Below are 21,655 nucleotides of genomic sequence, written 5' to 3' on the forward strand. Positions count from 1 at the left end.
CGACCCTAGCCCGGCAGGTTTTTCCGCCCCGTGCACGAACAGCCTTAAGTCGAACGGTTAACCCGGTAAGCATGACTGAGATCGCTCCTCCCCTTCCCATCGCGCGAACCGTCGAAGCGTTGCGTGCGACCGTCCGCGAGTGGCGTCGACAAGGGTTCGCCGTGGGCTTCGTGCCGACCATGGGCGCGCTGCATGAAGGGCATTTGACCCTGGTGCGCGAGGCCGGTCGGCGGGCGGACAAGGTCGTGGCCAGCGTCTTCGTCAACCCGACCCAGTTCGCCGCCCATGAGGACCTGGGGACCTATCCTCGTCGTGAAGCGGAGGACGCAGGCCTGCTGGCCGGCGCCGGCTGCGACCTTCTGTTCGCCCCGACCGTCGATGAGATGTACCCTGAAGGCTTCGTCACCTCGGTCAGCGTGGGTGGGCCGTCCCAGGGCCTCGAGACGGATTTCCGGCCGCACTTCTTCGGCGGCGTAGCGGTGGTGGTCGCCAAGCTGCTGAACCAGGTCCAGGCCGACGTCGCCGTGTTCGGCGAGAAGGACTACCAGCAGCTCATGGTGGTGCGCCGCATGGCGCGGGACCTGGACATCCCGACGGAGATCGTTGGCTCGGCGACCGAGCGGGACCGGCATGGACTGGCCCTGTCGTCGCGCAACGCCTACCTGGCCGAGGCGGAGCTGGAGATCGCCCGCAGGCTGAACGGTGTGCTGGCCGAGGCGGCCATCAAGGCGGCGGACCGGCGGCCGTTGGCGGCCGTGGAACGCGACGCCTACTCCGACCTGCTCAGGGCCGGGTTCGAACGGGTCGACTATGTGGCCGTGCGGCGGGCCGATGACCTGGCTGTCTTTCCGAACGGCGTGATCGAGGGGCCAGGGCGGATTCTGGCCGCCGCCTGGCTCGGAAAGACCCGGCTCATCGACAACATGGCGGTCTGAGCAGCCCACGGCTTGACCGCGAACACCGGTGCATGTTCCCTCGTCAAAGAACGGGGGAATTCGAAATGTTCAGATCGACCATCGCCGTCGCAGGCGTCGGCGCCGCCCTGCTGTCGGGTTGCCAGCAGGCCAGCGTGACGGTGACGGACAGCTCCGCCGGGCCTCAGGTGATCGCCGCGAGCGACATCGAGGCCGGACGCTATGTCGTCCTGATCGGCGGCTGCAACGATTGCCACACGCCGCAGTACGCCGTGACCGGCGGGGCCCAGCCGCCCGAGAGCGAGTGGCTGCAGGGCTCGAACGAGGGCCACACCGGACCGTGGGGCACGAGCTACGGCAAGAACCTGCGCCTGACCGTCGCCGGGCATTCCGAGGACGAGTGGGTGCAACTGTTGAGCACGGGCAGCAGTCTGCCGCCCATGCCGTGGCCAAGCGTCCGCGCCATGTCGGATGCCGACAAGCGCGCCGTCTATCGCTACATCAAGTCAATGCCCGGCGATCCGGGCCAGCCTGCGCCGCCCCCTCTGCCGCCGGGTACGGCGCCGACGACGCCTCCGGCCGTCTGACCTAGCCGATCGCCCCGACGCAGCCCTCGGCGTCGCCGGGGATCAACTCGGCGTCGGTCAGGGCCAGGGTCCAGCCGTGGTGGGTGTTCAGGCCCCAGCGACGCGCGCCGCCGCCGTCGCCGGCGTCGCCACCGGCCGAGACCACGACGCGACGCCCCTTCGGCAGGGCGGCCGGATCGATCTTGCCGACGGCGAGGGAGGTCGGCTGACCGCCTGCGGACCCGAAGCCGTCGAATACGCTCAGGCTCGACCAGTCACGGCGCAGTCCGACCCACCAGGAATCGTCAGTGTTCACGGCCAGCACGGCCACGCCCTTGCCCTCGGCGGCAAAGGCGAGAGCGCCCTGCGGATCGCGCACCATGCGGATGGAGGCCGCTGTCCCGAACCGACGCCGGGCACCGTCGAAGGCCCGGGTGGGATCAGTGGGGGCCCAGACCTGGACATGAAGCTGGCCCTGACGCGCCAGCCCCCAGCCGACGATCTCGCGCCACAGACCCTCGACGGCCTGCAGGTTTTCAGGCTCGGCCCGGGCCATGACGCGGCTGAGCACGGTCTGTTCGCGGTCGGGACGCAATTTGGTGTGGGGGCCGTGAGGCGCGTCCTTGGCCAGGCCGACCTTGGCGGCGATGGCGAGCCGGCGCTGGAACAGGGCGAGGAGCTCGTCGTCGACGAGATCGATTTCGTGACGCAGGGCGGCCAGGGCCATCTGCTCGGGCGACATCTCTTCGGGATTCATGTCGGGCCAGACTTGCTGGAGGTTCGATCTGGGCATGGATTCTGGGCTTTCACGGGATGCATTTCGATGAAGGGCGAATGGGTGCGCCGCCGCCCTGGTTGAGGGCGGTCGCCGGCGAGGCTGTCAGGAGCGGGGGTCGCTCGAGGCCTCAGCCGGCGTATCGAAAGCCGAAGAAATAAAAGCCGAAATAGAGGGCGGCCGCGCGCGAACGGAGCGAAAGGGTCGAAAGCGAGGCGCGCAGCGGGGACATGGGTCGAACCGGTTGTTCGGATCTTTGGCGATCCTTGACCCCTTAAGACACGCAACGATCGTGCGACGTCAACCCGGTTCGCCGGCCAGAAGAACAAATCGCGTGCGGTTATCGTCGGAATCCTGAAGGTCGTTGCGCAAAACCGTCAGCCCATAGGCCTCAGCGGCGGCCGCCGGGGCGATGGCGGCCCGACTGCGGTCACCCCCTTCCGCAACCTCGCGCGCGGCGCCGGCGGTGTCGAAGACCTCGACGGTCTCGACGTCCATCGCGGCCAGGGTCTTCGCGCACTGGCGCAGGGCGATGGGATGGCTGGCCACGGTGCGGACCTGTTCGATCGTCGCGCCTTCGATGGCCATCAACGTCATGCGGATCGTTCGCCAGACGTCTCCGACGACGATCAGGCCGGACTCGGCCACCAGGGTCGCGGCCGGCTCTACGGCGCCGATGGTCGAGTTCTCGATCGGGATCAGGGCGCAGTCGCAGTCGCCCGATTTCACCGCCGCGATCGCCTCGGCGAAGGTGTCGAACGGCACGTGCACATCCCAGGGGCGCAGCTCGACGCAGGCCTCGTGGCTGAAGGCACCCGGCGCGCCCTGGAAGGCCGTGCGCCCTCCCCGGTCGTCGCCTGCGGGTCTGCCGATCGCGCCGGCTGTCACGCCGCCTTCGACTTGTTGAGGCGGCCGGACTTGAGACGCTCGGCCACCAGGAAGGCCAGCTCCAGAGCCTGGTCGGCGTTGAGGCGCGGGTCGCAGTGGGTGTGGTAGCGGCTCGACAGGTCGTCCTCCGACACCGCCTGGGCCCCGCCCAGGCATTCGGTGACGTTCTGGCCGGTCATCTCCAGATGGACGCCGCCGGGGTGGACGCCCTCGTGCTCGGCCACCTCGATGAAGCCCTTCACCTCGCCGAGGATCCGGTCGAACGGCCGGGTCTTGTAGCCGTTGGATGCCTTCAGGGTGTTGCCGTGCATCGGGTCGATCGACCAGATGACCTTCTTGCCGTGGGCCTTGGCGGCCTTCATCAGGCGCGGCAGGCGGTCGTGGACCTTGTCGTGGCCGAAACGGCCGATGACGGTCAGGCGGCCCGGAATGTTCTCGGGGTTCAGGGCGTCGATCAGGGGCAGAAGATCGTCCGGCTCCATGGTCGGGCCGCACTTGACGCCGATCGGGTTCTTGATGCCGCGCATGAACTCGACATGGGCGCCGTCGAGCTGACGGGTGCGCTCGCCGATCCACAGCATGTGGGCCGAGGTGTCGAACCATTCGCCGGAGCCGCCGTCCAGACGCGTGAGGGCGCTTTCGACGTTCAGCAGAAGGGCCTCGTGGGAGGTGAAAACCTCGACCCGGCTCAGGTCGGGATGGGTCTCGGGCGTAACGCCGACGGCCTCCATGAAGGCCAGGGCCTCGGCGATCTTTTCGGCCAGCTCACGATACTGGGCGCCCACGCCGCCGTCGGCGAAGCCCTGGGTCCAGCGGTGGATGTTGTAGAGGTCGGCATAGCCGCCGCCGGCGAAGGCGCGCAGCAGGTTCAGGGTCGAGGCCGACTGGTTGTAGGCCTTGAGCAGGCGCTGGGGATCGGGGATCCGCTCCTCAGGCGTGAAGGCCGAACCGTTGATGTTGTCGCCGCGGTAGGAGGGCAGTTCGACGCCGTCGATCTCTTCCACCGGCGAGGAGCGCGGCTTGGCGAACTGGCCGGCGATCCGGCCGACCTTCACCACGGGCTTGCGGCCGGCGAAGGTCAGGACCACGGCCATCTGCAGGATCAGGCGGAAGGTGTCGCGGATGTTGTCGGTCGAGAACTCCTTGAAGCTCTCGGCGCAATCCCCGCCCTGGAGCAGGAAGGCGTCACCGCGTTCGACCTGGGCCAGTTTGGCGGTCAGGCTGCGGGCCTCGCCCGCGAACACGAGCGGGGGCATGGCGCGCAGCTCGTCCTCGACGGCGGCGAGCGCGTGCGCGTCCGGATAATCCATCGGCATGTGCGCGACGGGTTTGTTTCTCCAGGATTCAGGGGTCCAGCGCTTGGTCATTGTCGAAGGATAGGCCTCTCGCGGTTGCGAAACAACAAATCTAACCCGCGCTGACGTCTTGCGACTGTTTGACCTTCAGTGTCACCAGTTCCTCGGCCATGGTCGGATGGACGGCGCAGGTGGCGTCCCACTGGGCCTTGGTCAGGCCGGCCTTCACGGCAATGGCGGCCAGCTGGATCATTTCCGGGGCCTCGGGACCGACGATGTGGACCCCCACGACGCGGTCGGTGTCGGCATCGACGACCAGCTTCATCAGCACCCGTTCGTCCGAGCCGGTGAAGGCGTATTTCATCGGCCGGAAGCGGGTGACGTAGACGTCGACCCCCTTGCTGCAGGTGTGCCGCGCCTCGCTCTCGCTCAGGCCGACGACGCCGACCGGAGGCTGCGAGAAGACCGCGGTGGCGACGGCCTCGTAGTCGAAATGCTGTGGATTGTCGCGATAGACGGTCTCGTGGAAGGCGACGGCCTCGCGGATGGCGACCGGGGTCAGGTTCATCCGGTCGGTGACGTCGCCGATGGCCCAGATATTGTCGGCGGTGGTCTTCGACAGGGCATCCACCTTGATCGCGCCCTTTTCGTTCAGCGCAACGCCGGCTGCCTCAAGCCCCAGATCCCTGACATGCGGGACGCGGCCGGTGGCGAACATGACGACGTCGGTCTCGATCTCCATGCCGTTCTCCAGCACGTTCATCAGGCCGGTCGCGGTCTTTCTGATCTCCGCGTGCTGACAGCCCAGGATGACCTTGATGCCGCGCTTCTCGATCTCTCCGGCCAGGTGGGCGCGCACGTCGTCGTCGAAGCCGCGCAGGATGTTCGGGCCACGATAGATCAGGGTCGTCTCGACGCCGAGGCCGGCGAAGATGCCGGCGAACTCCACCGCGATATAGCCGCCGCCCGCGATCAGGATGCGCTTCGGCAACTCCGGCAGGTGGAAGGCCTCTTCAGAGCTGATGGCATGTTCGATGCCCGGGAGGTTTTCGGGCAACCAGGGCCGGCCTCCGGTGGCGATCAGGATGCGTTCGGCGGTGATGGTCTGGTTCTTGCCGACGATCTCGACAGTGTGGGCGTCCTTGAGGACGGCGCGACCGTGGATCAGCTCGACGCCTGCCTTGCCGAGGTTGGCGGCGTAGATGCCGGACAGGCGGGCGATCTCGACATCCTTGGCCTGGATGAATTTCGGCCAGTCGAAACTGGCCTCGACGGTCCAGCCGTAGCCTTCGGCGGTCTCGAACTGGTGGGCGAAGTCCGAGGCCATGACCATGAACTTCTTGGGCACGCAGCCCCGCACGACGCAGGTCCCGCCGACGCGGAACTCCTCGGCGATGGCGACCTTCTTGCCGCCCAGCCCCGTCAGGCGCGCGGCACGGACCCCGCCCGAGCCGGCGCCGATGACGAAGAGGTCGTAGTCGTAGTCGGCCATGGCGATCTCGAACCGGACGGAAAACACAGTCCGAAGCGTCCGAAGCGTCCGGAGAGGCCGGGGTCGCGGGCGGCGTCGGCGGACGGATTTAGGCGCCGCTGACAGTCGGGACAAGCGCCCCACCCCCTTCAAAGCCAGGTCCCCGGTTCCTCTCCCCGTTCTCCCTCCCCGATGGCAGGGCCGGAACGGAACTGTGTCGGGGCCCGGCGTCCGCTGATGGCCGATCGCACCTGCCGCTTGCTCGTCACCGCGAGTGCGTTGAATCCGCCGCAGTTGAACAACCAAAGATGAGTGTTAACCTCGTCTCCGGGACCTGTTCGGGAGAGATGCCGTCATGCTTACGCTCGCCGCCCTGGCCGTCATGGCCACCCTGTCGATCGAGGGTGACGCCCATGCCTCAATTCGACCGATCCAGGTCGCCCCGCAGGTCGCCCAGACGGGTGAACCGGTTCAGCTTGAGGATGTGGTGGTCAGCGGCCGGTCGCTCGACAGGATGATCCTCGATTTCGTTGGTGAGGTTGCCGAGCCCAACAACAATCGCGGCCTTGCCCGTTGGCGGGAAAGTGTCTGTGTGGGGGTCATCAATCTCCGCGGTGAGGTCGCCGGCTATATCGCCGATCGGGTCTCCACGGTCGCCGGGGACCTGGGGCTCGAGGTCGGCGAGGCCGGATGCCGGCCGAACCTCCTGGTGGTCGCGACGGCTGACGGCAGTACTCTGGCCGGAAACCTCGTGGAAGACCGGGTTCGGGCCTTCCGCATGGGCGGCACAGGAATGGATCGCGGCGGCGCGGCCCTTCGGGATTTCGTCGCAACGGACAGACCGGTGCGGTGGTGGCAGATGAGTGCGCCGGTCGACTCCGAGACCGGTCTTCTGGCCGTCAGACTGCCGGGGGAGTGCCGGGACCCATGCGCAAGCCCGCTGGACTACGCCCCCGTTGTCAACATCTTCGCTGCGTCGCGCCTCCGCACCCAGATCGTGGACAATCTGATCCGGGCGGTGGTGATTGTGGACGTCGATGAGGTCTCGGATCTCTCGGTGCTGCAACTGGCGGACTATATCGCCATGGTCTCCCTGGCCCAGATCGATCCCGACGCCGACACCAGTGGCTACGCCTCCATTCTGAACGTGTTCGACGATCCGCAAGGCAGCCAGAGCCTGACGGACTGGGACCTCGCCTATCTCGGCGGGCTGTATGGCGCCGAACACAACCAGATCAACCGGCGCGCAGGCCGGTCCCAGATCGTGGACGCGATCCGTCGCGAGCACCGGCTGCTGCGCGAACGCGAGCCCACTGTCGTGCCTGACACCGACTGACCCGAGACGCTACGGAGCCAGTACCCTGACCCCTTGGTCATCACCGATGATCGCCTCGTCAGCGAGGTCGAGGAACAGGCCGTGCTCGACCACGCCGGTGATCAGCTTCAGATCGTCAGCGAGACGGACCGGGTCGTGGATGGCCTGGCATTTCGCGTCATAGATGACATTGCCGCCGTCGGTGCGGACCACGCCGCGATCCGCCTGACGCAGGCGGGCCGGCATCTGGATGTCGTGGTCGATGAGGACGTCCATGATCCGGTTCGCCGTCGCCTTGTGGCCGAAGGCGACGACCTCGATCGGCAGGGGGAAGGCGCCAAGCACCGGCACGACCTTGGCTGCGTCGGCGATGACGATGCAGCGGTCCGAAGCCTCCCACACCAGTTTCTCGCGCAGCAGGGCCGCGCCGCCGCCCTTGATCAGGGCGAGGCCGGGGCCGACCTCGTCGGCGCCGTCGACGGTCAGGTCGATGCGGGACACATCGTCCAGAGTGGTGAGCGGCAGGCCGAGTTCGCGGGCCAGGTCGGCCGTCCGCTCCGAGGTCGGGACGCAGCGCAGGCCGGTCAGGTTGCGCGCTGCGAGCGCCTTGACGAACCAGGCGGCGGTGGAGCCGGTGCCCAGGCCCACGACCATGCCGGCCTCGACACGGAGGGCCGCAGCCTCTCCCGAGATCTGTTTCTGGAGATCGCTCATTTCGATTTCGCCGCCTTCTTCGCCCTGGCCTTGTCGCGGAAGGCCGCGCCGGCGCCGTCCTTGTTGACCTGACGCCCGCGCGCCAGGGCGAGCGCATCGGCCGGCACGTCCTCGACGATGACCGACCCCGAGCCGACGATGGCCCCGGCCCCGATGGTGACGGGCGCGACCAGCGAAGTATTGGAGCCGACGAAGGCCCCCTCGCCCACCGTGGTCTTCGCCTTGTTGTACCCATCGTAATTGCAGAAGATCGTGCCCGCGCCGATGTTGGCGCCCGCCCCAACCGAACCGTCCCCGAGATAGGACAGGTGGCTGGCCTTGGCGCCCGCCTCCATGCGGACGTTCTTCACCTCAACGAAGTTTCCGACCTTCACATCCTCGCCCAGGTCCGCGCCGGGACGCAGGCGGGCATAGGGGCCGACTTCTGCCCCCGACGCGACCGTCGCGCCCTCGACATGGCTGAAGCTGCGGATACGGGCGCGTTCGGCGATGATTGCGCCCGGGCCGAAGACGACGAAGGGTTCGATGAAAGATCCGGCGCCGACCCGGGTGTCCCAGGCGAAATGGACCGTGTCCGGAGCCGGCATGGTGACGCCGGCCGCGAGGAAGGTCTCGCGCTGGACCTTCTGGAACAGGGCCTCGGCCTGGGCCAGTTCGCCTTGCGCGTTGACCCCCATGACCGAGTCCTCCGACGCCATGGTCACCCGGGTCGGCTCGCCGCGCCTGCGGGCCAGCTCAACCACGTCGGTCAGGTAGTATTCGCCCTTGGCGTTGTCGTTCCGGACCTCGGCCAGGAGGGAGAAGAGCAGACCTACCGGCGCGGCCATGACGCCGGAATTACAGGTGGTTATGGCCAGAACCTCCGGCGAGGCCTCCTTGGCCTCGGTGATGGCCGAGAGGGTATCGCCGTCCATGAGCAGACGTCCGTAGGCTCCTGGGTCGGCGGCCTCGAAGCCGATGACGGTGACGCCGTCGTGATGCGCGAACACCGCCTCGATGTCGTGGGCGCGCAGCAGGGGCACGTCGCCATAGGTGACCACGACCTGACCGATGAAGTCACCCAGCACGGCCTCGGCGGCGCGGACGGCGTGGCCCGTGCCCAGGGGCGGGTCCTGGACCGCCACGGCGTCCTCGCCCAGCCGCCCGACGACATGGGCGCGCACCTCCGGCGAGTGGGCGCCGACGACGACGACGATCCGTTCGCAGCCGAGGGCCTCGGCCGCGTCGATGGCGTGATCCAGCATGGCGCGGTGGCCGACCGGGTGCAGCACCTTGGGCAGGGGAGACTTCATCCGCGTCCCCTGGCCGGCGGCGAGGATGATGGCGGCTCTGGGATGGGTGGTCATGAATCGGTCCGGGGTCTAGTCACGCGCCGTGGTCTAGCCCATCGGCGGGCCGGACGGGAGACGGCCATGATCGAACGCGACCTTGAAGGCTGGACCCTGGCCTTCGACCTGGACGGCACCCTGGTCGAGACCCATCAGGATCTGGTCGGCACCCTGAACCGGATGCTGGTGCTGAAGGGACTGCCGCCCGCGCCGATGGAGAGCGCGCGAAAGCTGATCGGCGGCGGGGCCCGTGCGCTGCTGACGCACGGCTTCGAACTGGCCGGAGCGCCGGTCGAAGAGGCTCAGGACCCCGCCCTGTTCGACGCCTTCATCGCCGACTACATCGAGCATATCGCCGACCATTCGGCCCCGTTCGAGGGCGTAGTCGAGACGCTGGAGACCCTGGCCGAGCGTGGCGCGACCCTTGTCGTCGTGACCAACAAGCGGTCGGACCTGTCGGAACTGCTGCTCGGCAAGATCGACCTGACGAGGCATTTCGCCGCCATCGTGGGACCGGACCGTGTCAGCGCGAGAAAGCCCTCGGGCCTTCATCTGGTCGAGGCGGTGAAGTCGGTCGGTGGCGATCCGGAACGCGCCATCATGGTCGGTGACGCGGCGCCGGACATCGGCTGCGCGAAGGATGCCGGCGTGCCGTCGATCGGCGTGACCTTCGGCTATACACCGGTCCCGATGGAAGATCTGGAGCCCGACGTCATCGTCGACGCCTTCGAGGACATCGAGGAGGCTGTCGATATGATCGTGGTCGACCACTATGTCGCGCGGGCGCTTTCGGGGACCTGAGGCGGCGAACGACGGCCTAACCCGATCTTCAGACCTTCCTGCCAAGCTTCCTGTCCCGAAAAGGAGAAGCCTGTGTTCGGAGAAGTTCTCACCTACCTGCATCGACACAATCGTGTGGCGCTGACCGGTACGCTCATCGTGACGTTTGTCGCCGTCGTTCAACTGATCGGCTGATCGAACTCAGAGGCAGGGACGCCTCAGCCGGCCTTTGCCGCGTCGAAGCCTGCGCGCGACGCCTCGATCCGCTCCAGGTTCTTTTCAGCCCACAGCCACACTCCGCAGAAGGCTTCGGCCAGGCTGAAGCCGAGGTCGGTCAGGCGGTATTCGACCCTGGGCGGGATCACCGGGTGAACGGTGCGGATCACGAGGCCGTCGCGTTCCATCTGGCGCAGGGTCTGGGTCAGCATCTTCTGGCTGATGCCGTCGGCCAGGGCCGCGAGGCGGGTGAACCGCAGCTCGCCGTGCTCGACCAGGACCTCCAGCACGATCATCGTCCACTTGTCGGCGACCCGGCCGATGACCTCGGTGACGAGGGCTTCGACGCGGGGATCCACGGGCGGGTGATCGAAAATCGGGGGCCGAACGGCAGCGGTGGTCATTTCTTACTCGCAGGTGCGTACAGAACCTTCGGGTGCCTTCTTCCCGATGGAGAGTGACTGGTATAGCGGATCCTCCATCGGTTCACATCCGTTTTGGAGACACCCCATGGATACCGCCAGAGACACCGTCCTGATCACCGGCGGCGGCACCGGCATCGGCCGCGCCTTCGCCGAGGCCCTGCACGCGAAGGGCGCAAAGGTCATCATCGCCGGCCGCCGAGCCGGGGTGCTGCAAGAGGTCTGCGCCGCCAACCCCGGCATGGCGTTCGAGACGGTCGACGTCGCCGACGCCGCGTCCATCAACGCCCTGGCCGCACGGGTCATCGCCGCCCATCCGGACCTGAACGCGGTGATCTCGAACGCCGGGATCATGAAGGCCGAGAGCCTGTCGGGCGGGACGTTCGACATGGGCGTCGTGGACGAGACGGTCGCCATCAACCTGCTCGGCACGATCCGGCTGGCGGCGGCGGTCCTGCCGCACCTGCTGACGAAGCCCTCGGCCAGTTTCGTCACCGTGTCGTCGGGCCTGGCCTTCGTGCCGCTGGCGGCGACCCCGACCTATTCGGCGACCAAGGCGGCCATCCATTCCTGGAGCCAGTCCCTGCGCAGCCAGCTGGCCGGCACCTCGGTCAGGGTGATCGAATGGGCCCCGCCTGCGGTGGCGACCGACCTGATGCCCGGCCATGCGGAGAACCCCAACTCCATGCCGCTGGCGGACTTCACTGCCGAGAGCCTGGCCCTGTTCGAGGCCGGCGACGACGAGGTTCAGGTGCAGCGGGTCCGGTTCCTCAGCGAGGCGGAGCGGCGGGGAGACTATGCTTCGGTGTTCGGGATGCTGAACGGTGCGCACTGAGTTTGTCAGGAAATCTAAACGCCGTTGCAGATTTCCTGAGACCCCATCGCGGTTGCGAACCGCGGCGAGGCCGAACATGTTGCGGGTCCCTCCCCGAAAGCCGCCTGCATGTTCGCCAGATTCTTCGCCATCCCGTTGTGGCAGCGCACCGCAGCGGGTTTCGCCCTGGGCATCATCGCCGGGTTGATCCTCAGGGACCAGGCCGAGGTCTGGCTTCAGCCGATCGGCGACATCTATCTGAACCTGATCCGCATGGTCGTGGCGCCCCTGGTGCTGTTCACCATCGCCTCGTCGATTGCGAAACTGGGCGAAGGCGCCGGGGCAATCCGGCTGGGAGCGCGGACCATACTGTGGTTCGCGATCACGTCGTTGCTGGCCGTTCTGGTCGGGTTCGCCTTCGGACATCTGATCAATCCCGGCGTGGGTCTGGCCAACCTGCCCTTGGGCGAGGTGCGGGAGCGGGAGATCCCGACGCCGCTGGAGGTGCTGATCGGCATCGTCCCGACCAATCCGTTCGCCGCCCTGGCCGAAGGCAAGGTGCTTCAGATCATCTTCTTCTCGGCGCTCGTCGGGGCGGCGCTGGTGGCGCTGGGGGACCGGGCCCAGACGGCGCGGCGGTTCGTCGACGAGGGCGCGGCCATCGTCTTCCGCATCACCCGCTGGGTCATCCAGCTGACGCCCTTCGGCGTCTTCGGCCTGATCGGCTCGGTCGTCGGCGGCTACGGATGGGAGGCCCTGCTGCCGCTCGGGAAGTTCATTCTCGCCATCTATGCGGCCTGCCTGTTCCACATCCTGATTGTCTATTCGGGCCTGCTGAAACTGCACGGACTGAAGGCGACGGCCTTTTTCCGCGGCGCCTTCGCGGCGCAGCAGACGGCGTTTGCGACCTCCTCCTCGCTGGGCACCCTGCCCATCACCCTGCGCCAGACGGTGGAGCGGCTCGGCGTGCCCCAGGCCTATGCCGCCTTCGCCGTACCTCTGGGCGCCAACGTGAAGATGGACGGCTGCGGCGCCATCTACCCGGCCATCGCGGCCATCTTCATCGCCCAGTATTTCCAGATCGAGCTTTCAATCACCCAGTACGTCCTGATCGGTCTGACGGCGGTTCTGGGGTCGCTGGGCACGGCCGGCGTGCCCGGCACCTCCATCGTCATGCTGACCCTGACCCTGTCCACGGCGGGACTGCCGCTGGAGGGGATCGGCTACATCGTCGCCATCGACCGGATCATCGACATGATGCGCACGGCGACCAATGTAACCGGCCAGATGCTGGTCCCCGTACTGGTGGCCAAGGAGGAAGGCATCCTGAACGAGGGGATCTATAACGGCCATGTCGCCTGGCTGCCGGGCGATCCCGACGCCGAGACGCCCGAAGGCGTGCGGGCGGCCGGCATCTGAGGCTTGCCTCCGGACGGGGAGCGGGCTATGTCCCCGCCTCCCCGCTTCTGGCGGGCCCGAGATGGATGCTTAGCTCAGCGGGAGAGCACCTCGTTCACACCGAGGGGGTCGCAGGTTCAATCCCTGCAGCATCCACCATTTTTCTGGCGGGCAGCCGCCACACCAACCCTGCCCGCGGGATTTCGGTTCGAGACCTGCGCCTCACTCCTCATCCCGTCTCCCTCATTCCAGACGTGACGCCGCGCTCGCTTCGCGCACGGCCTCGAACTCGTTGCCCGGGATCCAGGCGGGCCAGTCGCGGCTGTTGGCCAGGTCGCGGCCCACGCGATAGAGCAGTTGCAAATCCTGGGCCGCGCCCTCCATCGACCAGTCGGAGGACCATGCGTCGGTGGGCTGGTGATAGCGGTCGCGGACATAGGCGCGGCTGGCGTCGGACGCCCCGGTGAAGCCGGCGGCGGCGAACAGGGCCGGGACGCCCATCTTGGCCAGGGGGAAGTGGTCCGAGCGATAGAAGGCACCGACCTGGGGCGCCGGGTCAGGGATCAGGGACCGCCCCTCTTCCGAGGCCAGATCGGCCAGCCGGTTCTGGGCGTCGGTCTTGCCGAAGCCGATGACCACGATCTCGGACGACGCCGGGCCGGGCAGAAGGCTGTCCATATTGATGTTGACCACCGTGGTCTCCAGCGGAACCAGCGGATGGGCCGCATAGTGGTAGGCGCCGAGCAGCCCCGCCTCCTCCGCCGCCCAGGAGACGAACAGGATCGACCGGTCGGTGCTCGGCGCCTCGGCATAGAGGCGGGCCAGTTCCAGGATGGCCGCCACGCCCGTCGCGTTGTCCACGGCGCCATTATAGATGTCGTCGCCCGCCGCATTGGCCACGGCGCGCCCGTAGGCGTCCCAGTGGGCCCCGTACAGGATCGTCTCGTCCGGATGACGCCGCCCGGGCAGGCGGGCCGCGACGTTGCGGGTCGTCAGGCGGCTGAAGGTCTGGCCGAAGTCGAGCGACATCGTCACCCCGTCCAGCGCCACCGGGCGGAAGTCCGACGACTGGGCCGCCGTCTTCAGCGTCGCATAGTCGAGGCCCGCCGCCGTCATCAGCCGCGCGGCCTGTTCCTGCTGGATCCAGCCCTGGGCCTGAACCCGCTCGCGCTCGGGATCGGCGCGGACGATGTCGAGGCCGGGAGCGGTGGAGGAGTTCTGCAGGGTGTTCCACGGATAGCCGGCCCCCGCCGTCTCGTGGATGACGAAGACGGCCGCCGCCCCGCGCCGGGCCGCCTCCTCGAACTTGTAGACCCACCGCCCGTACCAGGTCATGCCCTGGCCGTCGAAGCGGTTGGCCGTGGGGCTGTCGGCCGCGACCTCGAAGTCCGGATCGTTGACCAGCATCAGGACGACCTTGCCCCGGACGTCGACGCCCTTGAAATCGTCCCAGCCGCGTTCGGGCGCCGAGACGCCATAGCCGACGAAGACCACCGGGGCGTCGGAGATGGTGATGTGGTTCTGCGGCCGGTGACTGTTGGCGATAATGTCGGCGCCGCGCTGGAGCGTGATCGTCTCGCTGCCGGCCGTGGCCGTGATGACGGCCGGTCCGTCCTGGACGAAGCGGTTGATCGGCACGGTCTGGAAATATGTGCCGTCGTCGCCTGCGGGTTCGAGGCCGAGGGCCCGGAACTGGTCCGCGATCCAGGTCACCGAGCGCTCCTCGCCCGCCGTGGTCGGGGCGCGGCCTTCGAAATCATCGCCCGCCAGCACGGCGACCGCGGCGTTCAGCCGGTCCGGGTCGATGCGGCCCGCCTGGGCTGCGGCGCCTGAGGCGGACAGGACGAAGGCGAGGACGGCGAGGCTGACACGGACGGACACGGGCGACACTCTTTCACGGACGGCGGGAGATCGACCCTGACCCACCGGCCCGGCGCTGTCGAGCGAAGGCGGTGGACCGGAGTTGACCGAGTGGGTCGTGGGACGGATCTAGAGGATCGCCAGCGCGCGATAGAGCGGGACGGTCTGGTCAAGAAAGCGGCGTGCCATGTCGCCGAGCGCGGATAAATTGTCCTCGCGGGTGACCATCCCGGAGCCATTTCGGAAGGCGCGCTCATCGGTTGTCTGGAACACGTCCCAGACCGACAGGGCGATCTCCTCCGTCGAGCGCGCGCCGGCCAGCCAGGCGCGCAGAAACAGCTGGGCCGAGCGCGGCGTCAGGATGCCGCCTCCGGTCGTCGGCGAGGCCATATGGTTCAGGTGGGGGCCGGTGACGGCGCGGTCGAGGACGAGACGGTTGTAGTCCTCGCATCGCGCGCGGATCTCGGGGGTGAAGGTCTGGGCCGGGCGCAACACGCCCATGCCGACAAGGTTGATCAGGGCGGCAATCACGTCGCTGCGCCTCAGGCCGGAGACGCCGGGCGCGGCCATGAGTGCGGTCGTGGTCTTCGGGCGGAAGTCCTCGCTCGCCAGGGCGATCGCAAGCGGCCCGTAGGTCGCCTCGGGCAGCACGAGCTCGCCCTGGCCCCCCGTGAGCTGGAAGTCGATCTCGTCGAGCCCGCAGGCGAGGACGAAGGCCTGGGCGTCCAGCCTCGCCGTTTGTTCCGCCGGCGACAGGGTCCGGGCGGCCTTGGCGAAGACGTCGGGCCGGAACTGCTGGTTGACGAGGAAGTCGCGGACGGACTCGCGCAGCACCGGGTCCTTCTGCCGGTCCAGCAGGGCCACTCCGGCGGGCGGGAGGTGGAGTGCGTTGACCCGGTCCAACAGCCGCGCGGACGTGACGAAGCGCAGGTCGGCGTCCGCCAGCGCCCCGGCGACTTCCGAGAAGTACGGCACGTGCCAGTCGGCGTTGAGATACTCGTGGCCCAGGTATTGGGCGCCGACCTTGCGCAATGACGCGGCATGGCTGGCGGCGGGGCGGTTCTCGGCGAAGAAGCGGCCGTCGGCGGCGGCGACATCCTCCGTGAACTCCAGCGCGCCCTCGATCCGGGCCTCGGGCGCCCCGGCCGGCCGGGCCGTGTGGCCGAGTTTCAGCAGGTGGCGCACCGGCGACCGGGAGGCCCAGCCCGGCTGGCAGTTGTAGCTCAGATAGACGCCGCCGCCGGGCTTCAGCCGGTCCCGCAACAGCGCCACAATGACCCGACGGCTGTCGTCCGAGACCCAGCTCCACACCCCGTGCAGGGTGATGATGTCGAACTGCGGCAGGTCGTCCCTCGCTGCGAATGTCCCGAAATCCTCGGCGTAGAGTTGCACGGCGCCGTCGAACGACGTCGCCAGTGCGCGGGCGTGCTCGACATGGGCCGGATTGATGTCGACGCCGCGGAAGTCGCCGTCGCTGGCGGCGGCGTGCAACGCCAGCGAAACCCCTTGCCCCATGCCGAGTTCGAGGCAGGTCGGGGCCTCCGGCACGGAGATGTCCACGCCCGCGACCAGGCCGCAGAACCGCAGATGGGCCGGTCCGAGCTCGTGGTAGTAGCCGGCCGTGTATTCCAGCTCGGCATAGTGTCGGGACTGTGGGCCTCGGGACGCGCTCATCCCGACCTCTTGCACCAGACGGGGCCCGCGAGGCGAGACCCGTTCGTCAGGCGGCAGCGGGCTTGTTGGCGAGGCACCAGGCGGCGGTGACTTCGATCGTCTCCGGCGAGGCGTCGTCCTCAACGGCGACCGAGCTGGCGAAGTACTGGGCCACTTCGTCCGCAGTCATCGACTGAAGCGCCAGGCCCTCCCAGTCGTTCAGAGCCGCGCGCACCGCCGTGACGTCTCCGGCGGGCGTCCGGGCCTCCAGCGCCGTCTGTTTCAGCGCCAGATAGGCCATGCAGGCGACCGCCTGGTCGACGCCGGTCGCACCGCTGACGACCTCGGCGAGGGGCGTCGCCGGTGCGGCCGGAGCCTCGGCCTTCTGCTGGCAGGCGCCGAGCGCAAGGACGGCGGCGGTGAAGGCGGTCGTGCGACGGACGGTCATGACTCTACTCCTGCGGGGTTCGGAAACGGCTCAATGCGAACCGGCGTTGTATCCACTTGACGCCAGGCGCAGGACCACGTCGTCGACCTGGACCCCGCCCCGGTCGATGACCAGGTTCTGATAGTTGCGCTGGCCGTCAATGGTTTCGGACTCGACGTTCTCGACCTCGGCCACGAACTGGCGACGCAGATAGGTGGCCAGTTCGCCGGCGGTGACCATGCCGTCGCCGTCGACATCGCCCGCCCCGCCCAGACCCGCGCGCAGGAAGTGGGACAGATAGCCGCCGGCCTCGAACTTGTCGGCCACGGCGCTGGTCAGGTCTTCTTCAGACGAGAACAGACCCATCACGCCCGGGCGATCGACGACGTTGCGGGCAAAGCCGCCTGAGAAGCAGCTGTCGAGCACCAGCAGTGACAGACGCGTGTTCAGGCCGTCAAACATCTGGGCCATGTCCTGATCGGTGATCTCGCCGTCGCGCAGGACGATCGATTCCATGCGGCCGTCCGGCTCGAGCGCGCTGGCGGCGGCGTCTTCCTGGCTGCCGTGGCCGGAGAAGAAGAACAGGAACATGTCGTCCGGTCCCGCCTGGCGCGCGACATCCTGGAAGGCGCGACGCACGCCGCCGACCGTGGCCTCGGCATTTGTCAGGACCACGCTGGAGGGGTTCAGAACGCCGCCGCGCTGGAGGGTCTCGGCCAGCTTCTCGGCATCTTCGTCCGTATACGGAAGATCGTTGGCGACATCTCCGTAGTCCGAGATGCCGACCATGATGGCGAAGACGCGCGGACCACCCTCAACCGAGGCCTGACGCGGCGAACCCTGGCTGGGGACGACCGAAAACCGGTAGGAGCCCGTCTCGCCGGCGGCATAGGAGGTGACCCTCACCTGATATTCGCCGTCCTCCTGGATGACCGTGTCGAGGCGGCTGTTGGTGCCGTCCTCGCCGTCGTCGTTGTCGAGCTGTTCGCCCGAAGGCGTGGTCAGGATGATATAGGCGTCGAACGCCGAGGAGGTCAGCTCTGCGGCCACCCGCTGGCCGCGACGGCCGGTGAAGGTGAAGGTGTCGACGTATTCACCGCTGTCGAGCTGGTCGTCGCCTGACTGCAGCGCGCCGCCGACCGTGTCGCCGATCGAGATCGAACCGCCCTCGACCTCCTGACGCCCGCCCCGGTCCTCCACATAGGAGTCCTGACGCGGACGACCTTGAGAGGCGCGACCGTCGGCCGGGAAGACGCCCAGCCGATAGGCTCCGGCCTCACCCGAGGCGTAGCTGGTGGCGGTGATCTGGTAATCCCCGTCCTGCGGCAGGGTGACGAAGAGGCGGCTGTCCAGCGCGCCGTCGCCGTCGGGATCGTCGTCATTGAACTCCGACAGGCCCGGCCCCTGGATGGCGATGTAGGGGTCGAAGGCGGAGGACGACAGGCGCAGGTCCAGTTGCTGACCGCGACGCCCGCGCAGGGTGTAGGTGTTGATGTATTCGCCGCTGTCCAGCTGGCGGGCGCCCTGCCCGAGGTTGCCGTTGACGGTCTGACCGACCTGGATCGAGCCGTCGGCCTGACGCGCCGGCGGTTGGTAGGACTGCTGCGGCGGACGCCCGCCCCCGGCGTAGGGCGCACGTCCGCCCTGCTCTGCGAGGATCTGGTAGCGGCCGGTCTCGCCGGAACCGAAACTGGTCGCGGCGACCGTCACGACGCCGTCGGCGACGGCTGTAAAGGTCAGTCGGCTGTTGCGGCCGCCGCGCTGACCGGGGTCGTCGTCGTTGTCCTCGCTGAGACCGCCGGGGCCGCGCACCATCAGGTAGGCGTCAAAATCGCTGGCATCGAGACTGACCGTATAGGTCTCGCCGCGGCGGACCTGGAGTTGCCAGTCGTCGGCGAACTCCCCGGAAGTGAGCGTGCGGTCGCCCCGGGCCAGGGCGCCGGACGCGGAGCGGCCGGGCTGCAGGCCCCCGCCCCCGGCGTTCTGCTGGACGCGACCGCCGCCCGACGCCTGGGCATAGGCCCCCGCCCCCCCGCGACCGGCTCCGGCCCCGCCGCTCATCGACAGGCTGTAGCGGCCGCTCTCGCCGGGCTCATAGCTGGTCGCCGTGATCCGGTAGGTCCCGTCGGCCGGAAGGCGCACGTCGAGGCCGGCATTGGTGCCGTCATCGCCCGAGTCGTCGTTGTCTTCCTCGAAGTCCCCCGGACCGCGAATCATCAGATAGGCGTCGAAATCGTCCGAGCGCATGACCACCGAAAGCGGCTGGCCCGCCCGACCCTGAACCTCATAAACGTCAAGAAACTCGCCGGTATCGAGCTGATTGTCGCCACGCGAAAGCTCGCCCTGGACCGATCCGCCCGGCTGCAGCCGCTGTTGGGCGATGGCCGGACCCGTCAGCAGGGGCGTGGCCGCCATCGACAGCGAAAGGGCCGTGGAAAACAGGACGTTGCGCATGACGACTCTAACCCCCGAAAGACGGCGGGACATTGCCCGCTGTCCGGCTTGATGTCACGGGCTCGCGGAACGAGGGTCAGATTTCGACATCTTCCCGCCGTATCACCCTCATTCGGCCTTGATCGCGGCCCAAAAGCCCCGCCCCGCGAAATCCCCGCGCGGCCCAAACGAACGCCCCGCGCCGCTCGCCAATCCGGGCCCGGCGCCCTACGGAACCGACATGCCCTTCCCTGCCAGCCATCCCGCGCTCGACCGCGCCCTGTCCGAACGCGGCTATGCCGAGCCCACGCCCGTCCAGGCGGCGGTGCTGGAGGCCTCCCAGGCCGAGGACGGAACGGGCCGCGACCTGCTGGTCTCGGCCCAGACCGGATCAGGCAAGACCGTGGCCTTCGGCCTGGCCCTGGCCCCGACGCTGCTGGGCGATGCGGAGAAGTTCACAGACTTCGGCAATCCCCTGGCCCTGGTCATCGCCCCGACCCGTGAACTGGCCCAGCAGGTCTCCAACGAGCTTCAGTGGCTCTATGCCCAGACCGGGGCGCGGATCGTCTCCTGCGTCGGCGGCATGGATCCGAAGGTCGAGCGGCGGGCGCTGGAACGCGGCGCCCATATCGTCGTCGGCACGCCCGGCCGTCTGCGCGACCATCTGGAACGCGGCGCCCTCGACCTGTCCGAAGCCCGCGCCGTCGTGCTCGACGAGGCCGACGAGATGCTGGACATGGGCTTCCAGGAGGACCTGACCTTCATCCTCGACGCCGCCCCGCCCGAACGCCGGACCCTGCTGTTCTCGGCCACCCTCGCGCGCGACATCGTCCAGCTGGCCAAGACCTATCAGCGCGACGCCGTCCGTATCGACACCGTCGCCGGCAACAAGTCGCACGCCGACATCGAGTACAAGGCCATCCGCGTCGCCCCGAACGAGATCGAACTCGGCGTCGTCAATGTGCTGCGCTATTTCGAGGCCCCCGGCGCCCTGGTCTTCGCCAACACGCGCGAGCGGGTGAAGCACCTGACGTCCAGCCTTCGTGAGCGCGGCTTCTCCGTCGTCGGCCTGTCGGGCGAACTGACCCAGAGCCAGAGGTCGGAGGCGCTGCAGGCGCTGCGCGACGGCCACGCCCGGGTCTGTGTCGCCACCGACGTCGCCGCGCGCGGCCTCGACCTGCCCGACCTGGGCCTGGTCATCCACGCCGAGATTCCGGTCAACAAGGCCGGCCTGCTGCACCGTTCGGGCCGCACCGGACGCGCGGGCAAGAAGGGCGTCTCGGTCCTGCTGGTCTCCTACACCCGCCGCCGCAAGGTCGAGCTGATGCTGCAGTCAGCCTCGATCGTCGCCGAATGGTCGGGCCCGCCGTCGGCCGAGATGATTCTCGAAAAGGACCGCGAGCGCCTGCTGGCCGATCCCGCCCTGACCGCGCCGGTCGAGGACGAGGAGGCTCTGGAACTGGGCCGTCTGCTGCTCGAGCGGACCACGCCCGAACAGGTCGCCGCCTCCTTGATCCGCCTCTACCGGCAGAAGCTGCCGGCCCCGGAAGAGGTCTATGACGACGAACGCATGAAGCGCGCCCAGGTCAACGGCGTGAACGATCGCGGCCAGGTCGACGGCCCCCTGCGCGACTTCGCCCGCGGCGGCGACATGGTCTGGTTCCGCATCAACATCGGACGCGACAAGAACGCCGATCCGAAATGGCTGCTGCCGACCCTGTGCCGCCTCGGCCATGTCACCAAGGGCGACATCGGCTCGATCAAGATCTTCGACCGCGAGACCAAGTTCGAGATCACGACGGCCGCCGAAGCCAGGTTCCGCGCCGCGATCGCGGCCGGGACAGAGGATGGCGTGACCGTCTCCGACGCCGTCGCGCCTGGTCCGAAGGAACGCCCCGCCAGTCGCTGGGACAAGAAGCCGGCCGGAGACGCCGGTGATCGCCCGGAGCGCAAGCCGTGGGCCAACAAGACCGAGGGCGCCCGCCCTGCCCGTGCCGACAAGCCGGCCTGGAAACCGCGCGAGGACGGCGACAAGCCCGCCTGGAAGCCGCGCGAGGACAAGCCGGCCGGCGAGAAGAAGCCCTGGGTCAAGCGCGACGCCGCCCCGGCCGCCGACGGCGAACGGCCCAAATGGGTCAAGCGCACGCCGGACGCCCCGACGCCCGAAGGCAAGAAGCCGTGGGTGAAGAAGCCCTTCGCCGAGAAGAAGCCCTGGGCGCCCGCTTCCGACGCGGCTCCCGCCGCGCCCGGCGAGAAGCCCTGGAAGGGCAAGCCCAAGGGCGGCGACCGCCCCTGGGCCGCGAAGGACGCGCACGGCAAGCCGGCCGGCGACAAGAAGCCGTTCAAGGCCAAGAAGAAGCCGAACGGGTAACGGACGTCCTTCTCC

Annotated in this window: 18 protein-coding genes and 1 tRNA gene; 8 read left to right on the forward strand and 11 right to left on the reverse strand. The window is 68.3% G+C overall.

Translation table 11 applies throughout. The features are described 5' to 3' along the window. Positions 1-80: 80 nt before the first annotated feature. Both panC and Q0044_RS13420 read left to right on the forward strand, forming a co-directional pair. Positions 81-935, forward strand: a complete 855-nt coding sequence (gene panC, locus Q0044_RS13415) for a pantoate--beta-alanine ligase (RefSeq protein WP_298163050.1) — start codon at positions 81-83, stop codon at positions 933-935. Positions 936-1,000: 65 nt separating this feature from the next. Beyond that, positions 1,001-1,501: a cytochrome c gene (locus tag Q0044_RS13420; RefSeq protein WP_298162920.1), complete on the forward strand. Its 501-nt coding sequence runs from the start codon at positions 1,001-1,003 to the stop codon at positions 1,499-1,501. Between the two features lies 1 nt (position 1,502). Here the strand turns inward: Q0044_RS13420 and Q0044_RS13425 are convergent, their stop codons facing one another. The 4 genes from Q0044_RS13425 to gor all read right to left on the reverse strand — a co-directional run bounded on the left by Q0044_RS13425 (position 1,503) and on the right by gor (position 5,930). Continuing rightward, entirely contained in the window at positions 1,503-2,273 is a 771-nt protein-coding gene (locus Q0044_RS13425; RefSeq protein WP_298162922.1) for a chorismate mutase, read from the reverse strand. Positions 2,274-2,555: 282 nt separating this feature from the next. Beyond that, on the reverse strand, positions 2,556-3,143 hold the full coding sequence (locus Q0044_RS13430) for a prephenate dehydratase domain-containing protein (protein ID WP_298162923.1): 588 nt from the start codon (positions 3,141-3,143) through the stop codon (positions 2,556-2,558). Then, positions 3,140-4,510 (reverse strand): class II 3-deoxy-7-phosphoheptulonate synthase, encoded by a 1,371-nt coding sequence (locus tag Q0044_RS13435; RefSeq protein ID WP_298162925.1) that lies wholly within the window; start codon positions 4,508-4,510, stop codon positions 3,140-3,142. The genes Q0044_RS13430 and Q0044_RS13435 overlap by 4 nt, the downstream gene beginning before the upstream one ends. 40 nt (positions 4,511-4,550) lie before the next feature. Next, positions 4,551-5,930, reverse strand: a complete 1,380-nt coding sequence (gor, locus tag Q0044_RS13440; protein WP_298163051.1) for a glutathione-disulfide reductase — start codon at positions 5,928-5,930, stop codon at positions 4,551-4,553. A gap of 334 nt (positions 5,931-6,264) precedes the next feature. On the opposite strand from gor, the gene Q0044_RS13445 reads away from it, so the two are divergent. Next, positions 6,265-7,245, forward strand: coding sequence for a hypothetical protein (locus Q0044_RS13445; RefSeq protein ID WP_298162927.1), 981 nt, complete (start codon positions 6,265-6,267; stop codon positions 7,243-7,245). Positions 7,246-7,254: 9 nt separating this feature from the next. Here the strand turns inward: Q0044_RS13445 and rpiA are convergent, their stop codons facing one another. Continuing rightward, positions 7,255-7,938, reverse strand: a complete 684-nt coding sequence (rpiA, locus tag Q0044_RS13450; RefSeq protein WP_298162929.1) for a ribose-5-phosphate isomerase RpiA — start codon at positions 7,936-7,938, stop codon at positions 7,255-7,257. Beyond that, the gene (gene glmU / locus Q0044_RS13455; RefSeq protein ID WP_298162931.1) at positions 7,935-9,284 is read right to left on the reverse strand and encodes a bifunctional UDP-N-acetylglucosamine diphosphorylase/glucosamine-1-phosphate N-acetyltransferase GlmU; all 1,350 of its coding nucleotides are present in this window, start codon (positions 9,282-9,284) and stop codon (positions 7,935-7,937) included. Before glmU ends, rpiA begins: the two co-directional genes overlap by 4 nt. Positions 9,285-9,350: 66 nt before the next feature. Between glmU and Q0044_RS13460 the strand changes: the two genes are divergently transcribed. Continuing rightward, entirely contained in the window at positions 9,351-10,067 is a 717-nt protein-coding gene (locus tag Q0044_RS13460) for an HAD-IA family hydrolase (RefSeq protein ID WP_298162933.1), read from the forward strand. A gap of 197 nt (positions 10,068-10,264) precedes the next feature. On the opposite strand, the gene Q0044_RS13465 is transcribed toward Q0044_RS13460, so the two are convergent. Continuing rightward, the gene (locus Q0044_RS13465) at positions 10,265-10,666 is read right to left on the reverse strand and encodes a winged helix-turn-helix transcriptional regulator (RefSeq protein WP_298162934.1); all 402 of its coding nucleotides are present in this window, start codon (positions 10,664-10,666) and stop codon (positions 10,265-10,267) included. Between the two features lie 106 nt (positions 10,667-10,772). Between Q0044_RS13465 and Q0044_RS13470 the strand changes: the two genes are divergently transcribed. The 3 genes from Q0044_RS13470 to Q0044_RS13480 all read left to right on the forward strand — a co-directional run bounded on the left by Q0044_RS13470 (position 10,773) and on the right by Q0044_RS13480 (position 13,055). Continuing rightward, a complete protein-coding gene (locus tag Q0044_RS13470; protein ID WP_298162935.1) occupies positions 10,773-11,519 on the forward strand; it encodes an SDR family oxidoreductase in 747 nt (248 codons plus the stop codon). Between the two features lie 108 nt (positions 11,520-11,627). Then, positions 11,628-12,917 (forward strand): dicarboxylate/amino acid:cation symporter, encoded by a 1,290-nt coding sequence (locus Q0044_RS13475; RefSeq protein WP_298162936.1) that lies wholly within the window; start codon positions 11,628-11,630, stop codon positions 12,915-12,917. A 63-nt stretch (positions 12,918-12,980) separates the two neighbouring features. Beyond that, positions 12,981-13,055 (forward strand) — tRNA-Val (locus tag Q0044_RS13480). Between the two features lie 84 nt (positions 13,056-13,139). On the opposite strand, the gene Q0044_RS13485 is transcribed toward Q0044_RS13480, so the two are convergent. The 4 genes from Q0044_RS13485 to Q0044_RS13500 form a co-directional block, all read right to left on the reverse strand. After that, positions 13,140-14,777, reverse strand: coding sequence for a M28 family peptidase (locus Q0044_RS13485; RefSeq protein ID WP_298162937.1), 1,638 nt, complete (start codon positions 14,775-14,777; stop codon positions 13,140-13,142). Positions 14,778-14,885: 108 nt separating this feature from the next. Then, complete coding sequence (locus Q0044_RS13490; protein ID WP_298162938.1) at positions 14,886-16,430, reverse strand: methyltransferase regulatory domain-containing protein; 1,545 nt, start codon at positions 16,428-16,430, stop codon at positions 14,886-14,888. Positions 16,431-16,476: 46 nt separating this feature from the next. Beyond that, positions 16,477-16,857 carry a hypothetical protein gene (locus tag Q0044_RS13495; protein WP_298162939.1) on the reverse strand — a complete coding sequence of 127 codons (381 nt, stop codon included), beginning with the start codon at positions 16,855-16,857 and terminating at the stop codon, positions 16,477-16,479. A gap of 30 nt (positions 16,858-16,887) precedes the next feature. Next, on the reverse strand, positions 16,888-19,290 hold the full coding sequence (locus tag Q0044_RS13500) for a pre-peptidase C-terminal domain-containing protein (protein ID WP_298162941.1): 2,403 nt from the start codon (positions 19,288-19,290) through the stop codon (positions 16,888-16,890). 220 nt (positions 19,291-19,510) lie between these two features. On the opposite strand from Q0044_RS13500, the gene Q0044_RS13505 reads away from it, so the two are divergent. Further along, positions 19,511-21,640: a DEAD/DEAH box helicase gene (locus Q0044_RS13505; protein WP_298162942.1), complete on the forward strand. Its 2,130-nt coding sequence runs from the start codon at positions 19,511-19,513 to the stop codon at positions 21,638-21,640. Positions 21,641-21,655 lie beyond the last annotated feature (15 nt).

Source organism: Brevundimonas sp. (genome assembly GCF_027484365.1).
GTDB lineage: Bacteria > Pseudomonadota > Alphaproteobacteria > Caulobacterales > Caulobacteraceae > Brevundimonas.

Excerpts from the sequence above, each read along its gene's own strand:
- Q0044_RS13465 (WP_298162934.1), bottom strand. The coding sequence starts at position 10,666 with ATGACCACCGCTGCCGTTCGGCCCCCGATTTTCGATCACCCGCCCGTG.
- rpiA (WP_298162929.1), bottom strand. The coding sequence starts at position 7,938 with ATGAGCGATCTCCAGAAACAGATCTCGGGAGAGGCTGCGGCCCTCCGT.
- Q0044_RS13495 (WP_298162939.1), bottom strand. The coding sequence starts at position 16,857 with ATGACCGTCCGTCGCACGACCGCCTTCACCGCCGCCGTCCTTGCGCTC.
- glmU (WP_298162931.1), bottom strand. The coding sequence starts at position 9,284 with ATGACCACCCATCCCAGAGCCGCCATCATCCTCGCCGCCGGCCAGGGG.
- Q0044_RS13445 (WP_298162927.1), top strand. The coding sequence starts at position 6,265 with ATGCTTACGCTCGCCGCCCTGGCCGTCATGGCCACCCTGTCGATCGAG.
- Q0044_RS13425 (WP_298162922.1), bottom strand. The coding sequence starts at position 2,273 with ATGCCCAGATCGAACCTCCAGCAAGTCTGGCCCGACATGAATCCCGAA.
- Q0044_RS13460 (WP_298162933.1), top strand. The coding sequence starts at position 9,351 with ATGATCGAACGCGACCTTGAAGGCTGGACCCTGGCCTTCGACCTGGAC.
- Q0044_RS13435 (WP_298162925.1), bottom strand. The coding sequence starts at position 4,510 with ATGACCAAGCGCTGGACCCCTGAATCCTGGAGAAACAAACCCGTCGCG.
- Q0044_RS13470 (WP_298162935.1), top strand. The coding sequence starts at position 10,773 with ATGGATACCGCCAGAGACACCGTCCTGATCACCGGCGGCGGCACCGGC.
- Q0044_RS13490 (WP_298162938.1), bottom strand. The coding sequence starts at position 16,430 with ATGAGCGCGTCCCGAGGCCCACAGTCCCGACACTATGCCGAGCTGGAA.
- Q0044_RS13420 (WP_298162920.1), top strand. The coding sequence starts at position 1,001 with ATGTTCAGATCGACCATCGCCGTCGCAGGCGTCGGCGCCGCCCTGCTG.
- Q0044_RS13475 (WP_298162936.1), top strand. The coding sequence starts at position 11,628 with ATGTTCGCCAGATTCTTCGCCATCCCGTTGTGGCAGCGCACCGCAGCG.
- Q0044_RS13500 (WP_298162941.1), bottom strand. The coding sequence starts at position 19,290 with ATGCGCAACGTCCTGTTTTCCACGGCCCTTTCGCTGTCGATGGCGGCC.
- gor (WP_298163051.1), bottom strand. The coding sequence starts at position 5,930 with ATGGCCGACTACGACTACGACCTCTTCGTCATCGGCGCCGGCTCGGGC.
- Q0044_RS13505 (WP_298162942.1), top strand. The coding sequence starts at position 19,511 with ATGCCCTTCCCTGCCAGCCATCCCGCGCTCGACCGCGCCCTGTCCGAA.